Annotated in this window: 12 protein-coding genes; 3 read left to right on the plus strand and 9 right to left on the minus strand. The window is 64.5% G+C overall.

Annotated features, from left to right (window positions below; all coding sequences use genetic code 11):
* Nucleotides 1-274: 274 nt before the first annotated feature.
* From mraY to ACXAEH_RS08490, 8 genes are all read right to left on the minus strand, one after another.
* Nucleotides 275-1,357, minus strand: coding sequence for a phospho-N-acetylmuramoyl-pentapeptide-transferase (gene mraY / locus ACXAEH_RS08455; protein ID WP_475032019.1), 1,083 nt, complete (start codon nucleotides 1,355-1,357; stop codon nucleotides 275-277).
* 30 nt (nucleotides 1,358-1,387) lie between these two features.
* Nucleotides 1,388-2,779, minus strand: a complete 1,392-nt coding sequence (locus ACXAEH_RS08460; protein WP_475032020.1) for a UDP-N-acetylmuramoyl-tripeptide--D-alanyl-D-alanine ligase — start codon at nucleotides 2,777-2,779, stop codon at nucleotides 1,388-1,390.
* Nucleotides 2,776-4,275, minus strand: a complete 1,500-nt coding sequence (locus ACXAEH_RS08465; RefSeq protein ID WP_475032022.1) for a UDP-N-acetylmuramoyl-L-alanyl-D-glutamate--2,6-diaminopimelate ligase — start codon at nucleotides 4,273-4,275, stop codon at nucleotides 2,776-2,778. Before ACXAEH_RS08465 ends, ACXAEH_RS08460 begins: the two co-directional genes overlap by 4 nt.
* Nucleotides 4,276-4,306: 31 nt before the next feature.
* Complete coding sequence (locus tag ACXAEH_RS08470) at nucleotides 4,307-6,091, minus strand: peptidoglycan D,D-transpeptidase FtsI family protein (protein ID WP_475032023.1); 1,785 nt, start codon at nucleotides 6,089-6,091, stop codon at nucleotides 4,307-4,309.
* Nucleotides 6,088-6,438, minus strand: a complete 351-nt coding sequence (gene ftsL / locus ACXAEH_RS08475) for a cell division protein FtsL (RefSeq protein WP_475032024.1) — start codon at nucleotides 6,436-6,438, stop codon at nucleotides 6,088-6,090. The genes ACXAEH_RS08470 and ftsL overlap by 4 nt, the downstream gene beginning before the upstream one ends.
* Entirely contained in the window at nucleotides 6,435-7,427 is a 993-nt protein-coding gene (gene rsmH, locus ACXAEH_RS08480; protein WP_475032025.1) for a 16S rRNA (cytosine(1402)-N(4))-methyltransferase RsmH, read from the minus strand. Before rsmH ends, ftsL begins: the two co-directional genes overlap by 4 nt.
* A gap of 3 nt (nucleotides 7,428-7,430) precedes the next feature.
* A complete protein-coding gene (gene mraZ, locus ACXAEH_RS08485; RefSeq protein ID WP_039167216.1) occupies nucleotides 7,431-7,898 on the minus strand; it encodes a division/cell wall cluster transcriptional repressor MraZ in 468 nt (155 codons plus the stop codon).
* An 856-nt stretch (nucleotides 7,899-8,754) separates the two neighbouring features.
* Entirely contained in the window at nucleotides 8,755-9,819 is a 1,065-nt protein-coding gene (locus ACXAEH_RS08490; protein ID WP_475032026.1) for an Mrp/NBP35 family ATP-binding protein, read from the minus strand.
* Nucleotides 9,820-10,176: 357 nt separating this feature from the next.
* Between ACXAEH_RS08490 and ACXAEH_RS08495 the strand changes: the two genes are divergently transcribed.
* The 3 genes from ACXAEH_RS08495 to ACXAEH_RS08505 all read left to right on the plus strand — a co-directional run bounded on the left by ACXAEH_RS08495 (nucleotide 10,177) and on the right by ACXAEH_RS08505 (nucleotide 12,350).
* The gene (locus ACXAEH_RS08495; RefSeq protein WP_475032027.1) at nucleotides 10,177-10,386 is read left to right on the plus strand and encodes a DUF1127 domain-containing protein; all 210 of its coding nucleotides are present in this window, start codon (nucleotides 10,177-10,179) and stop codon (nucleotides 10,384-10,386) included.
* Between the two features lie 311 nt (nucleotides 10,387-10,697).
* Nucleotides 10,698-11,486 (plus strand): phosphodiesterase, encoded by a 789-nt coding sequence (locus ACXAEH_RS08500; protein ID WP_475032028.1) that lies wholly within the window; start codon nucleotides 10,698-10,700, stop codon nucleotides 11,484-11,486.
* The gene (locus ACXAEH_RS08505) at nucleotides 11,487-12,350 is read left to right on the plus strand and encodes an EamA family transporter (RefSeq protein WP_475032029.1); all 864 of its coding nucleotides are present in this window, start codon (nucleotides 11,487-11,489) and stop codon (nucleotides 12,348-12,350) included. It abuts the gene before it with no gap.
* A 151-nt stretch (nucleotides 12,351-12,501) separates the two neighbouring features.
* On the opposite strand, the gene ACXAEH_RS08510 is transcribed toward ACXAEH_RS08505, so the two are convergent.
* A complete protein-coding gene (locus tag ACXAEH_RS08510) occupies nucleotides 12,502-14,859 on the minus strand; it encodes an ATP-dependent helicase (protein ID WP_475032030.1) in 2,358 nt (785 codons plus the stop codon).
* Nucleotides 14,860-15,069 lie beyond the last annotated feature (210 nt).

The raw sequence follows: 15,069 nt of genomic DNA on the forward strand, positions 1-15,069 counted from the left end.
TCATATCTCTGCGCTAATCTCCCCCCGTTGCAACACCAAGACCAGGAGACCGGCCCCCAAAGACCACCTCTTCATCGGGTGCAGGGCGGGTCCGCAAAAGGCCGATAGACGGGCATGGCTGCTGACAACAGCCATCCGGTGCTCCGCTCCCTTGGCGGCGCCGCCTTCCTTATCAACGAAAAACCGCCCAGAGCCTCAGCCCCGAGCGGTTCCAATCATCCAAGAGTTCGCACCGTCCCGCCACTGACATGGCGCGGCGGCCGGCCGGCGTGGCTCAGCGCACCTTCAGCGTCGCCAGGCCAATCATCGCCAGGATCAGCGAGATGATCCAGAAGCGGATCACGATGGTCGGTTCCGCCCAGCCCTTCTTCTCATAGTGGTGATGGATCGGCGCCATCAGGAACACCCGTTTGCCGGTGCGTTTGAAGTACAGGACCTGGATGATCACGCTCAGCGCCTCGACCACAAACAGCCCGCCGACAATCGCCAGCACCAGCTCGTGCTTGGTGGCCACCGCAATCGCCCCCAGCGCCCCGCCCAAAGCCAGCGAGCCGGTGTCGCCCATGAACACCGCCGCAGGCGGCGCGTTATACCACAGGAACCCCAGGCCCGCGCCGAACAGCGCCGCGGTGAAGATCAGGATCTCACCGGTGCCGGGCACGTAATGCACGTCCAGGTATTCGGTGAAGTCGACCCGCCCCACCGCATAGGCGATAACGCCCAGCGTTCCGGCCGCAATCATCGAGGGCATGATCGCCAGCCCGTCCAGCCCGTCGGTCAAGTTCACCGCATTGGCGGCGCCCACGATCACACAGATCGAGAACGGCACGTAGAACAGGCCGAGATTGATCAGCGTATCCTTGAACACCGGCAGCGCCAGCTGGTGCTGCAACGGCTCCGGGTGATAGGCCGCAGCCCAGAGCGACGCAGTCACCGCAATCAGCACGCCCAGCAGCAGCCGCACCTTGCCCGGCACCCCCTTGGTGTTCTGCTTGGAGACCTTGGCATAGTCATCGGCAAAGCCAATGAGGCCGTAGGCCATGGTCACAAACAGCACCAGCCAGACAAAGGGGTTGTCCCAGCGCGCCCAGAGCAGTGTCGCGGTCAGCAGCGCGCCAACAATCAAGAGCCCGCCCATGGTGGGGGTGCCCGCCTTGGAGAAATGCCCCTCCGGCCCGTCGTCGCGGATCGGCTGGCCCTTGCCCTGGCGGCGGCGCAGCACGTTGATCAGCGGCTTGCCGAACAGGAAGCCGAAAATCAGCGCGGTCATGAAGGCGCCGCCTGCACGGAAAGTGATATAGCGGAAGAGGTTGAAAACATCCCCTCCGTCCGACAAAGCGGTCAGCCAATAGAGCATTGTGCCCTTCCCCCGATCCTTATGGGTTATTCAAGATTTGGGGCCGGAGTGGCCCATTTCGCGGATGCCGTCAACAATCTTGGCCAGACCCATGCTGTTGGAGCCTTTGGCCAGCACGATGTCGCCGCCTTGGATTTGCTGCGCCAGATCCGGCAAGGCCGCCGCCGCCGTCTCATGCCAGCCGCCGCGCTTTTCTGCGGGCAGCGCGCCATGCAGCGCCTGCATCAGCGGCCCGACACAGTGGATCCTGTCCACGCCGGCAACCGCGTCCAGATCCGCCAGCCCCGCGTGCAATTGCAGCTCCTCCGACCCCAGCTCACCCATGTCGCCCAGAAAGGCGATCCTGCGGCCTTCGCCTGGCGTTGCGGCAAGAACCTCCAGCGCCGCAGCCATCGAGGTCGGGTTGGCGTTATAGCTGTCGTCCAGCAGGGTGATGTCCCCGCCCGCCAGCCGGACCGTCTCGCGCACGCCGCGGCCCTTGACCGGCGACCACAGCGCCAGGCTTTCCACTGCTTTCGCGACGTCTGCACCAAGCGCCTCGATACAGGCCAGCGCGCCCAGGGCATTCATCGCAAAATGGGCGCCAAGGGATTGAATATGCAGCTCAACCTCCCGGCCGCTTGCGGTGGCGCGTGCAACGGTTTCCTCGCCTTCGATCCCAGCTGAGTGCAGTGTGAAATCCCCAGCGCTCTCGCCGAACCAGCGGGCCGTTACCCCCAGATCCGTAGCCACGCCGCGCAGCACATGCGCCTCGGCAATGTCGGCGTTCAGCACCGCCACGCCGCCGGGCTCCAGCCCTTCCATGATCGCGGCCTTCTCAGCCGCGATGCCTTCGACGTTGTCAAAGGCTTCCAGATGCACCGCCGCTACCGTGGTCACCATCGCCACATGCGGGCGCGCCTGTTTGGCCAGCGGCGCGATCTCGCCCGGGTGGTTCATGCCGATCTCGATCACCGCAAATTCCGTATCGCGCGGCATTCGCGCCAATGTCAGCGGCACGCCCCAGTGGTTGTTGTAGCTGGCCACCGCGGCATGGGTGCGGCCCTGATCCGACAGCATCCGCGCCAGCATTTCCTTGGTCGAGGTCTTGCCGACCGAGCCGGTCACCGCAACAACCTTGGCATCGGTGCGGGCACGTGACGCCCGGCCCAGGGCCTCCAGCCCCACTTGCACGTCGTCAACAATCAGCAAGGGCGCATCGTCCGAGACGCCCTCAGGAATCCGGGAAACCAGCGCGGCGCCCGCGCCCTTCTCCAAGGCCTGCGCCACAAAGTCATGGCCGTCGCGGGCAGCCTTCAGCGCGACAAACATGTCGCCGGGCTCAAGGGTGCGGGTGTCGATGGACATGCCGGTGACAGCCCAGTCGCCCTGCGCCTTGCCGCCGGTGGCGGCGGCGGCCTCGGATGCGGTCCAAAGCGTCATGCGAGCCTCCCGTCCAGCGCGGCCACGGCAATGCTGGCCTGTTCCACATCATCAAAGGGCAGCACCGTATCGCCCACGGATTGGCCGGTCTCATGGCCCTTGCCGCAGACAATCAGCGCATCGCCTGCGCCCAGCATGTCAGCGCCGCGCAGGATCGCCTCGGCGCGGTCGCCGATCTCGATACAGTCCGGCGCGCCGCCTTTGACCGCGGCGCGGATGATGGCCGGGTCTTCGCTGCGCGGGTTGTCGTCGGTGACAATCACCACATCGGCATTTTCATGCGCCGCCTGCCCCATCAAGGGCCGCTTGGTTGTGTCGCGGTCGCCGCCGGCGCCGACGATCGCAACAAGGCGGCCCAGCACATGCGGGCGCAGCGCCTTGATGGCGCTGGCTACCGCATCGGGCGTATGGGCGTAGTCGACAAAGACCGCCGAGCCGTTGTCCCGCTCCGCCGCCAGCTGCATCCGCCCGCGCACGGTGGTGAGATGCGGCAGGGTTTCAAACACCCGCTCCGGGTCTTCGCCGCCGGCAATCACCAGCCCGCAAGCCAAGAGCACGTTTTCCGCCTGGAAACCGCCAATGAGGTTCAGCCGCACCTGATACGGCTTGTCATGCCAGGAGAAGCGCAGGTCCTGCCCGGTGCCGTCATAGCGCAAGCCCAGAAGGCTCAGATCGCCAAGGCCGCGGCCAACGCTGATCACCTCCTGCCCGCGGGCGGCGGCGACGGCGCGCATTTCGGCACCGCGGGGATCGTTCATGTTGATGACCGCGACGCCCTCCTCCGGCAGCACCCGGCGGAACAGGCCCGCCTTGGCGGCGAAATAGGCCTCAAACGTCTCGTGATAGTCCAGATGGTCCTGGGTGAAATTGGTAAAGCCGGCGGCGGCCAGCTGCACCCCGTCCAGACGGCGCTGGTCAAGGCCGTGGGAAGAGGCCTCCATCGCCGCATGGGTGACGCCTGCGGCACTGGCCTCGGCCAATGCACGATGCAGGGTGATGGGTTCGGGCGTGGTATGGGCCAGCGGATAGGCCCAGGCGCCTTCGATGCCGGTGGTGCCCATGTTGACGGCCTGATGGCCCAGTTCAGCCCAGATCTGGCGCACGAAAGTCGCGACCGAGGTCTTGCCGTTGGTGCCGGTCACCGCCACCACGGTCTGCGGCTGGGCGCCGAACCACAGGGCGGCGGCATAGGCCAGCGTCTGGCGCGGGTCCTCAACCACCACAAGTGCTGCGTGGCTTTCGCCCAATACTGTCGCGGCAATCTCGGCCCCCGCAGCATCGGTCAGCACCGCGGTGGCGCCTTTCTCCAAAGCGCCGGGGATGAACTTGGCGCCATGCACCTGGCTGCCGGGAAGGGCTGCAAACAGATACCCCTCGCGCACCTCGCGGCTGTCCACCGCCAAGCCGCTGATCTGCGGATCGGCGCCGCCGCGGGCGGTCAGCCCCAGTTGACTCAGTCTCAATTGGTTCTGGGGCTGGTCTGGTCTGCTGCTCATGGCGGCCCTCTGCCTGGTTCAGTTCCCTGGTTCAGTTCGAAGTGAGGGTTATACCAGTCACCTCTGGGGGTTCAACTTGCGGACGCAGGCCCAACAGCGGCGCGACGCGGCCGATCATTTCCGCCGCCACCGGGGTGGCGGTCCAGCCGGCGGTGCGGCGCTCTTCGCCATGGGCGATGATGGAGGGTTCGTCCAGCGTCACGATCAGCACGTATTTCGGGTCATGTGCCGGGAAAATAGAGGCAAAAGTGGCGATCACCTTGTCATCGTAATAGCCGCCGCGGGGCTTGGGCTTGTCGGCGGTGCCGGTCTTGCCGCCCACCTGATAGCCCTCGACCTCGGCAAAGGACGCGGTGCCCTCGCTGACCACCTTGCGCAACATCTTGCGCGCGGCGGCGGCGGAGGCCTCGCTCATCACCCGCTGGCCCAGCTGCGGGCCGTTCTGCTTCAGAATCGTCGGCGCCACGTAGCGGCCGCCGTTGGCCACCGCGGCATAGCCCGCCGCCAGATGCATCGGCGTGGTGGAAATGCCGTGGCCGTAAGAGATGGTCATTGCAGACAGCTCTGACCAGTTAGCGGGCAAGAGCGGCTTGCCGCCTGCGGCCTCAGAGATTTCAAACGGTGTCGGCTCCAGCATCCCCATCGTTTCGAGGAAGCTTTTCTGCCGCTCCACCCCGATCTGCTGTGCCAGCCGCGCAGTGCCGATGTTGGAAGATTTGACGATAATTTTAGTTACCGACATTTCGTTTCCGTAGTTGCGGAAATCGCGGATCGCAAAGCGGCCCCAGCGCAGCGGGCCCCGGGTGTCGATCACGGTATCGGCGTTGACCAGGCCGAGATCCATCGCCTGGGCGGCAGTGAAGATCTTGAAGGTGGAGCCAAGCTCATACACCCCCTGCACCGCGCGGTTGAACAGCGGGCTGGCCGACGGGTCAAAGCCGGAGGTGGGCGGGCGCGGCCGGTCGTTCGGGTCGAAATCCGGGAAGGAGACCACCGAGATCACCTCGCCCGTGTGGGCGTCCATCAGGATCGAGGTGGCGCCCTTGGCGTTCATCAGCTTCATGCCGCCGTAAAGCACCTGCTCGGCTGCGGCCTGCACAGTGAGGTCGAGCGACAATTGCAGCGGCTTGCCCGCATTGGCCGGGTCGCGCAGGTAGCCATCGAACTGGCGCTCGACACCGGCGACGCCGATCACCTCGGCGGCGTTCACGCCTTCCTTGCCGAAACCGGCGCCGCCCAGCACATGGGCGGCGAGGCTGCCATTGGGATAGAGCCGCATTTCGCGGGGGCCGAACAAGAGGCCGGGATCACCGATGTCATGCACCGCCTGGAGCTGCTCAGGGCTGATTTTCTTCTTCACCCACAGGAACTTGCGCTTGCCGGTGAAATCCTTGGTCAGCTGTTCCAGGTCGAGGTCCGGGAATATCTGCACCAGCTTTTCGGCAGCCCCCACCGGATCGATCATCTGCGGCGGCTGGGCATAAAGCGAATGGGTCTCGAAATTCGTTGCCAGCAGGCTGCCGTTGCGGTCGACGATGTCGGCGCGCTGCGCGGCGATGGCGCTGCCAGGGACGCTGGCCACCGGTTCGGCCGGCTCTGACACCGCTGTTGTTCCCATGCGCGCGGCAATGGTTCCGAAGGCAAAGACAAAGAACAGGCCAAGCACCAGCAGCCGCCCTTCGGAGCGCTGGCGGGCCTGAACCTGCATTTCCTGATGGCGCAGGGAGATGTTTTCCCGTTCGATCGCATCCGGATTTTCACCGCTCGCACGCGCGTGCAGGATGCGGGCCAGCGGGCGGAGGGGGGTGCGGATCATGGGTAGTCCTCCGCGTTCAGGCCGGAGACCTCAACGCCGTTGGTGATCTCCAGTTCCGGCGGCGCCGGGTAGGAGACCTCATCCACGCGGCCGAACTGGTCGGGGCGCAGCGGCAGCAGGCCGAGGCTTTCGAAGTTGATCTCTGCCAGCTCGCGCAGGCGCTGCGGGCGGTTGAGATAAGCCCATTCGGCGCGCAGCACGCCCAGGCGGACCTGCGCGGCGCCGATTTGGCGCTGCAGCTGGCGGGTTTCCTTCAGCACCTGCTGGGTGGCGTAGTTTTCGCGGTAGGCCCAGAAAGCCAGGCCAAAGACGGCAAGACAGGTTGCGATATACAGCAAAGTCTTCATTTGCGCGCCTCTTTCAGCTGCGGCATTCCCAGTTCCTTGGCCGAGATCGGCCCCGGCGCGGCGTCAGTGCGGCGCCCGACCCTCAGGCGCGCGGAACGGGCGCGCGGGTTTTCGGCCAGTTCCTGATCATCCGGGCCAACGGCCTTGCGGGTGACCAGTTCGAACTGCGAGGGGGTTTCCTCCTGTTCGGGCGCCCAGCGGTTGGCGCGGCCGGTCTTGCCTGCGCGGTGCTGGAAGAAGCGTTTGACCATGCGGTCCTCGACCGAGTGGAAAGTAACCACCGCCAGCAGCCCGCCGGGTTTCAGCGCGCGCTCAGCAGCCAGAAGGCCCTCGAACAGCTCGTCATATTCCGCGTTCACCGCGATACGCAGGCCCTGGAAGCTGCGGGTCGCCGGATGCGACTGGCCGGGCTTGGGGCGCGGCAGGCAGCTCTCGATGATGCCTGCGAGACGCAGGGTGGTGGTGATCGGCTCGATCGTGCGTTCCTTGACAATCGCCTTGGCGATGCGGCGGCTCGCGCGTTCCTCGCCGTAGTGGAACAGGATGTCGGCAATCTGCGCCTCGGTCAGCTCGGCGATCAGATCGGCAGCAGACGGACCGGACTGCGACATGCGCATGTCCAGCGGGCCGTCTTTCATGAAGGAAAAGCCGCGCTCGGCCAGGTCCAGCTGCATTGAGGAGACGCCAAGGTCCAGCACCACGCCGTCCAAGCCTTGCGCATATTCATCCATGCGGGAGAACACACCGGGCTGCAGGATCAGGCGTTCGCCGTAGTCCCCTGCCCAGGGTTTGGCGAGCTCGAAAGCCAGCGGGTCGCGGTCAACGCCGGTGACTTGATCGGCGCCGGCCTCCAGCAGGCCGCGGGTGTAGCCGCCCGCGCCAAAGGTGCCATCCAGCCAGCGGCCCGAAACGGGCGCCACGGCGGCAAGCAGCGGGCGGAGAAGAACCGGGATGTGGGGACCATTGGCAGCTTGGTGGTCCTGGGTCATTGTTTAAGCGCCCCCAGCGCCGTCTAGGAATTCCATCGGATCGAAGTCCTCGGGCAGGTCTTCCATCCACTCTTCGGCCTTGGCCAGCTCTTCTTCCTCGTAGGTCTCGGGCTTCCAGATCTGGAAGGTGTCGCCCGCGGCGATGAAGAAGGCCTCGGCATCGAGGTCGATTTTCTGGCGCAGCTTGGCGGGCAGAACCAGGCGGCCGGTCTCGTCGACATTGGTCGGAAAGGACTGGCCGTGGAACATCCGCTGCAGCATCTTGCGCTGCATCGAGCCGCGCGGGAGCTGGTCGATCTTGGCGTCGACCTCCTCGATCGCCTCGATAGTATAGCATTCCAGGAAGTTGCGGCGCTTGTCGCCGTAGACGATCACCAGTTCCGGGTTCTGGCCGGGCTGCCAGTTGGGATCGGCGGCCTCGAGCACACGGCGAAAGGAGGCCGGAATCGAGACCCGCCCCTTTGTGTCCACCTTATGGTGGCTTTCGCCTCTGAACCTGCGGCCCAAGTTACCGTCCTTTTCGCGTGTCCCTCGCGTTAATCCGTCCCCCAGAATGAAAAGGGGCGGGTTGATCTGCTGCCACTGATCAACCCGCCGCCTTGGCCCGCTTTGCGGGATGTCCGACTGCGCGCGCCACCTGGGGGGATGTCTGCTCGCCCGCGCGCCGGATCTCTTTGGTCGATGAAAGCGAAGGCCTGTATGAAACCTGCTCTTTTAGTTTGGCTTGGGGTCGTTTGGCGCCCCGTCCCTCGTCTCATTCGATGAATTAGGGATACTATGGGAATTGATGGTCCTGCAACTGTTTTTTGCGGGAAGCCGCCGAATCCTTGACAGGGATTCCGAGGATTCGAGGGAGATTCGGGGCAAAATCAGGGCAAGAATCCGGACCAGTTGTGATCAGTTTCAGGTCAGACACTAGATGTAGATGCGAGTTGCACCTGCAAATTTTTTCCCATAGTTTCCCGTGATTCCGCCGAAAAACTCCCTAACCCGGCAAAAGTTCCCCCTACGTTCCCGCAACACTCCCCACGCCAGCACCGGAAATGCCCGCTAACACCGTTTCAACACCCGGTGATTCGCAACTTCAAGGGGTGAGCTGCGGGGTTTGGGCCATAATTTCCCATGGCGCCCATGAATTCCCGGCTGTCCCGTGAATTCCCGGACGTCCCATGAGATCCCGCGCCTGGCCGCAGGTCCCATCCGGTCCCAAATCCGGCCGCTTTCCCATCGGCGCCCATCCGCAGGGCCGCGGAACGGAAAAGACCCGCCAAAGCGGCGGGCCTGCACACATATTATACAGGGCTGCTTTTGAGGCCGTCCGGAGGCCTCAGGCCATGCCGCCCTTGACCAACCCCTCGGCGATGCGGGCATAGGCCTGGGCCATGGGCCCCTCGCCCGCCGCAATGGGGGTGCCGCTGTCGCCGGCCAGACGGGTTTCCAAGTCGATCGGCAAAGCGCCCAGGAGCGGCAGGCCCAGGGTCTCGGCCTCAGCCGCGACACCGCCATGGCCGAAGATGTGATGCTCGCCGCCGCAATCCGGGCAAGTGAAGAAGGACATATTCTCGATCAGCCCCAGCACCGGGGTCTTCAGGGTGTTGAACATGTCCATCGCCTTGCGCGCATCCAAGAGCGCCACATCCTGCGGGGTGGAGACAACAATGGCGCCAGAGAGCTCTGCCTTGGTGCAAAGGGTCAGCTGCACGTCGCCGGTGCCGGGCGGCAGATCGACGAGCAGCACGTCCAGCTCGCCCCAGTTCACCTGCCCCAGCATCTGCTGCAGCGCCCCCATCAGCATCGGGCCGCGCCAGACCACCGCCTTGGCATCATCCACCATGAAGCCGATCGACATCAGGGTGACGCCATGGGCGTGCAGCGGCTCGATGATCTTGCCGTCAGGGCTGGCGGGGCGGCCCCTGGCGCCCATCATGCGGGGCTGGGAGGGGCCATAGATGTCGGCGTCCAAGAGGCCGACCTTGCGGCCCTGTTTCGCCAGCGCCACCGCGAGGTTCGAAGACACGGTGGATTTCCCCACCCCGCCCTTGCCGGAGGCAATCGCCAGGATACGCTTGACGCCTGCCGGTTTCAGCGGCTCCGCCTGCGGTTTCGGATGGCCGCCGACCTTGAGGCTGGGCGCAGGCTGCTGCGGCGCATGGGCGGTCAGCGCGGCGGAGACGGTTTCGACGCCTTCCAAGGACAGAACCGCCGCCTCGGCGGCCTTGCGCAGGGGTTCCATCAGCTTGGCGATCTCGGGGCTGGGCGCCTCGATCACAAAGCTCACCTTGCTGCCCTCGATGCGCAGGGCGCGCAGCATATCGCGCGATACCAAAGTGCCGCCGTCCGGCAGGGCGAGGCGCTCCAATGCCGCGTGAATCTGTTCCTTTGTGGCTGCCATGGCTGCTCTCCTGCCTGTGTTCCGGCACATATATATGCAGCACTTTCCCGCCTTGGAACCCGCCATGCAGGATTGCCGCAGGCACCCGGCCGGAACAGGGGCCTGTGCTGCCGTCAACAGAAGCCCGCGCCGCCATCCGCTGCGCGCGTGCCGGTGCCGCAAAATTATACAAGTGATTAAGGAGGTGCGGAAAATATTGTCACTTATCATTAAGATACAAGATCCGCACCCATGCAAATGCTGCATAGCAGCAATGACGAAGCACGGGATTGCACCCAGCCGCGGGATCCCTAAATTACCCCTCAAGCAAGCGCTGATGAGGCGCAGGACGAGACGGTAAGACGAAGGAACGGACCCATGGCAGCAGCACATCAGATCTCCGCGGTGAACGTGGCATCCCCGGTGGGCTTCCTGGATGCGCTGCTGGTCAAGTTTGTCCGCTACCGCCTGTACCGCCAGACCGTCAACGAGCTGTCGGCGCTGTCGGGCCGCGAGCTGGCGGACCTGGGCCTGAACCGCTCGGAAATCAAGCGCGTCGCCTATCAGGCGGCTTACGAAAACAACTGATAGAGATCAGGCTCTTTCTCCTCCTCCCTTGAAGAGCCTGTCTTACGCGGCGGCATCCTCCTCCTCCCTGATGCCGCCGCACCCTATACCGGCCTCAAAGCCGGGCTTAAATCACCGGGATCTCCTCCTCCCTGAATTCCGGTGTTTGACAGAACGGCGGCGCCCCTCCTCCTCCCTGGGCGCCGCCGTTTTTGTTTGCATGGTCAAAAATTGTCGCGCTCTTGCAACGCCGGTGCCGGTTTCCTGTTATCGGATGGCATGTCAGGCTGGTTTTATGTCCGGACGGACAGCAGGCTTTGCAGGATAGCGCCATGAAGTTCATCCACCTCACCGATATTCATCTAACCCGCCCCGGCGCGGCGCTGCACGGCAGCGATCCGGCCGCTAATCTGATGCGGGTGCTGGCGGATATTGCCGAGTGGCACCGGGACGCCGCGTTCTGCGTGATCTCCGGCGATCTGGCGGATGAGGGTGCCCCCGCAGCCTATGGCTGGCTGCAGGAGCAGCTGGCGGCGTTTCCTCTGCCGGTCTTTCTGATGCTGGGCAATCATGATGTACGGGAGAATTTCCTGAGCGTCTTTGCGGACCATCCCCGCGACGGCGGCGGGTTTGTGCAGCACAGCCATACGGCGGGCGGTGCGCGGTTCCTGTTCCTCGACACGCTGACCGGGGGCCCAGGCGTGCATGACGGCGAGTTGTGCGCAGAGCGGCTGGCCTGGCTGGAAGAGGAGCTGGAAGCGGCGGGCGATGCGCCGGTGTTCCTGTTCCTGCACCATCCGCCGTTTGACATCGGCCTGCCTTATGTGGACGAGATCAAACTGCGGGATCCGGAAGCGTTTCACGCGGCACTCAAGAAGGGGCGGAATATCCGCCACATCTTCTACGGCCACATCCACCGGATGACCTATGTGAACTGGCGCGGCTACAGCTTTACCTCGCTGCCCAGCACCAACCACCAGATCCCGCTGGTGCCGGAACGGGCCGGAGGCGACTACAGCGTCGAACCGATGGCCTATGGCGTGGTGCAGGTGAGCGATGATCAGGTGACGGTGCATTTCGACGCTTATTTGGACCGGCCAGGCCAGGGGGCTGCCTCCTAAGTGGAACTGCTCTGGATTCTGCTAGTACTGCTGTCGGCAGTCACCCACCCGCTTCGGGATCTGACGCTGAAAGGCGTGGCGCATCCGGTGTCCAGCTACACCGGCGTGTGCCTGTCATGGGTGGTGTTTGCCAGCATTCATATGGCGCTGGCAGGGCACAGCCCTGCCCTGCCCTCTGACGTGTGGCCGATGGTTCTGACCTCGGCGCTGGGTCTGACGGTTTACTATTACGGCACGCTGTCGGCGCTGCGGCGCGGGAATGTCTCAGCCTATTACCCGATCGTGCGTTCCTCACCCTTGGCGATCGCCGCGTTCAGCTGGCTGATGCTGGACCGCAGCTATAGCGGTGCGGCCTTGCTGGGGATGGGGCTGATCATCTGGGCCGGGCTGATGATCCAGAAGGGCAAGGGGCGGCTGCTGGATGATCCGCGCGCCTTTGCGATGGCTGTGACGGCGATGCTTGGATCCGCCGCCTATTCGATCTCCGATGCGGCAGCGATGCAGGGCGCCGCCAGCGCGCCGTTTCTGTTCTGGACCTACATCCTGGTGACGCTGGCAATGGGCGCCTTGCGCGCCTGGGAGGACCGGGGGCGATCGGCGCCATTGCTGGGCGTGGTGCGCGGCTGGGCAGAGAACCCCTGGCGCATCCTGTTCGCAGGCCTGAGCTCCTATCTTTCCTACCTCTTGATCCTGCGGGTGTTCCAACTGGGGGCGGAGGCTGCCGCGGTCAGTGCGGTGCGGCAGGTGTCGATCCCGGTCTCGGTAATCCTGGCGGCGCTGGTGCTGAAGGAGCCGCGCGGTCTCAGCCGCCTGGGCTGGGCGGTGCTGATAGCTGCGGGCATTGCGATGATTGCACTGCGTTGACGGCGCAGCCTTCGCCCCGCTTCTTCACGCAAACTTCTGAAGGAGGGGGTGGCGCGGGCGCCGCGGGCAGCAGAGCTGCCCGCGGCGCCCGCGCCCGGATCGGATCGCGCAGCGATCCGATCCGCCGGTCAAACCGGCGTGATACAAGACTTCAGAACGGCACGTCGTCGGTGGCAGTCACGAATTTGGCCACCACTTTCTTGGCCCCGGCCTTCTCGAAATCCACCTCCAGCTTGTCGCCCTCAATGCCAATGATGGCGCCATAGCCGAACTTCTGGTGGAACACCCGCTCACCCAGGGTGAAGCTGGAGGTGGCGGTGAGGTCGATCACCGAATGCTTGCTCTCCTTGGGCTGGGAAAGCCCGTATTGCCCGGCGCGCGCCTGCATCCTTTTCCAGCCGGGGGAATTGTAGCCATCGGCCTGCGCCACGCGCTCGTCGATGGTGGATTTCACCTGCCCTGCCCCGGGCGCCGCAGCACCGTAGCCGCCGCCGTAGAGGCCCGGCGGGGTCAGCACCTCGACGTGCTCCTCTGGCAGCTCGTCAATGAAGCGGGAGGGCAGCTGCGACTGCCATTGGCCGAACACCCGGCGGTTGCCGGCAAAGGAGATGGTGCAGATCTCCTCTGCCCTTGTGATGCCGACATAGGCAAGGCGGCGCTCCTCCTCGAGACCTTTCTGGCCGCTTTCATCCATCGAGCGCTGCGAGGGGAACAGACCGTCCTCCCAGCCCGGCAGGAACACCGCGGGGAACTCCAGGCCCTTGGCGGCGTGCAGGGTCATGATCGAGACCTTCTCGTCTGCGTCCTGCTTGTCATTGTCCATCACCAGGCTGACGTGCTCGAGGAAGCCTTGCAGGTTCTCGAAGAACTCCAGCGCCTTCACCAGCTCTTTGAGGTTTTCCAGGCGGCCGGGCGAATCCGGATTTTTGTCGTTCTGCCACATGGTGGTGTAGCCGCTCTCATCCAGGATGATCTCGGCCAGTTCCATATGGGTCATGTCCGCGTCGCCGGCCATGTGGCCCCAGCGGGCAATGCCCTCAACCAGCTGACGCAGGGCGCCGCCGCCCTTACCCTTGATCTGGCCCAACTCGACCGCCAGCCGGGCGCCTTCGACCAGGGAGACACCGTGCTCGCGGGCAATGCCCTGGATGGTCTGCTGCGCCTTGTCGCCAAGGCCGCGCTTGGGGGTGTTGACGATGCGTTCAAATGCCAGGTCGTCGTCGGGGGAGACCACAACCCGGAAATAGGCCATGGCATCGCGGATCTCCATCCGCTCATAGAAGCGCGGACCGCCGATCACCCGGTATGGCAGGCCGATGGTCAGGAAGCGGTCCTCAAACGCGCGCATCTGGTGCGAGGCACGGACCAGGATCGCCATGCTGTTGAGGCCGATAGGTGCCTGGCCGCGGGTGCCGCGCTGCATCGCCTCGATTTCCTCGCCGATCCAGCGGGCCTCTTCCTCGCCGTCCCAATGGCCGATCAGGCGGACCTTCTCGCCATCGCCGGCATCGGTCCACAGCTCCTTGCCCAGGCGGCCGGCATTGCCGCGGATGACGTTGGAAGCTGCCGCCAGGATATGGCCGGTGGAGCGGTAGTTCTGCTCCAGCCGCACCACCATGGCGCCAGGGAAATCCTTTTCGAACCGCAGGATGTTGCCGACCTCGGCGCCGCGCCAGCCATAGATCGACTGATCGTCGTCGCCGACGCAGCAGACATTCTTATGCGCGCCTGCCAGGAGCCGCAGCCAGAGATACTGGGCAACGTTGGTATCCTGGTATTCGTCCACCATGATGTAGCGGAACCAGCGCTGGTATTGCTCCAGCACGTCCGGATGGTTCTGGAAAATCGTCACCATGTGCAGGAGCAGGTCGCCGAAATCCACCGCGTTCAGCTCGCGCAGGCGGGTCTGATACAAAGCGTAGAACTCGGTGCCGCGGCTGTTATAGGCGCTGGCATCGCCTGCGGGCACCTTCTCGGGCGTCAGGGCGCGGTTTTTCCAGTCGTCAATAATGTTCGCCAGCATCCGCGCTGGCCAGCGTTTGTCGTCGACACCCGCAGCCTGGATCAGCTGTTTCAGCAGGCGGATCTGGTCGTCGGTGTCCAGAATCGTGAAGTTCGACTTCAGCCCCGCCAGTTCGGCGTGGCGGCGCAAGAGCTTCACGCAGATCGAGTGGAAGGTGCCGAGCCAGGGCATCCCCTCGACCGCCTGGCCAAGCATGCCGCCAACCCGCTCTTTCATCTCCCGGGCCGCCTTGTTGGTGAAGGTCACCGACAGGATCTCATTCGGGCGGGCGCGGCCGGTGCTGAGGAGATGCACGATGCGGGTGGTCAGCGCCTTGGTTTTGCCGGTGCCGGCGCCTGCCAGCATCAGAACCGGGCCATCGAGGCATTCCACCGCCTCGCGCTGCGCCGGGTTCAGCGTGTCCAGATAGGGCATCGGCCGCGCTGCCATGGCGCGGGACGACAGCGATGCGCCCTCAAAGGCGTCCATTTCGTCGAAACTGCTCATGACGGCGATCCTAACCTGATTCAAGCCCGGCGGAAAGAGGACGTTCACAGTCTGTTCCGGCAATTTCCGGCCTCGCCCCAGGGATGGCGCGGCAGGGCAGGCCGGCAGCATTTTAATCAATCTTTCCGGTCTATTGCGTCAGGTTAACGGTACCGAAATTTCTCTCTGGCACAATCAGAAGGCTGCATCATCGCAGCGAAACTCAATTGA

The organism is Leisingera sp. ABM4_060, assembly GCF_056158765.1.

Excerpts from the sequence above, each read along its gene's own strand:
- rsmH (WP_475032025.1), bottom strand. The coding sequence starts at position 7,427 with ATGACCCAGGACCACCAAGCTGCCAATGGTCCCCACATCCCGGTTCTT.
- ACXAEH_RS08470 (WP_475032023.1), bottom strand. The coding sequence starts at position 6,091 with ATGATCCGCACCCCCCTCCGCCCGCTGGCCCGCATCCTGCACGCGCGT.
- ACXAEH_RS08490 (WP_475032026.1), bottom strand. The coding sequence starts at position 9,819 with ATGGCAGCCACAAAGGAACAGATTCACGCGGCATTGGAGCGCCTCGCC.
- ACXAEH_RS08465 (WP_475032022.1), bottom strand. The coding sequence starts at position 4,275 with ATGAGCAGCAGACCAGACCAGCCCCAGAACCAATTGAGACTGAGTCAA.
- ftsL (WP_475032024.1), bottom strand. The coding sequence starts at position 6,438 with ATGAAGACTTTGCTGTATATCGCAACCTGTCTTGCCGTCTTTGGCCTG.
- ACXAEH_RS08510 (WP_475032030.1), bottom strand. The coding sequence starts at position 14,859 with ATGAGCAGTTTCGACGAAATGGACGCCTTTGAGGGCGCATCGCTGTCG.
- ACXAEH_RS08500 (WP_475032028.1), top strand. The coding sequence starts at position 10,698 with ATGAAGTTCATCCACCTCACCGATATTCATCTAACCCGCCCCGGCGCG.
- ACXAEH_RS08460 (WP_475032020.1), bottom strand. The coding sequence starts at position 2,779 with ATGACGCTTTGGACCGCATCCGAGGCCGCCGCCGCCACCGGCGGCAAG.
- mraY (WP_475032019.1), bottom strand. The coding sequence starts at position 1,357 with ATGCTCTATTGGCTGACCGCTTTGTCGGACGGAGGGGATGTTTTCAAC.
- ACXAEH_RS08495 (WP_475032027.1), top strand. The coding sequence starts at position 10,177 with ATGGCAGCAGCACATCAGATCTCCGCGGTGAACGTGGCATCCCCGGTG.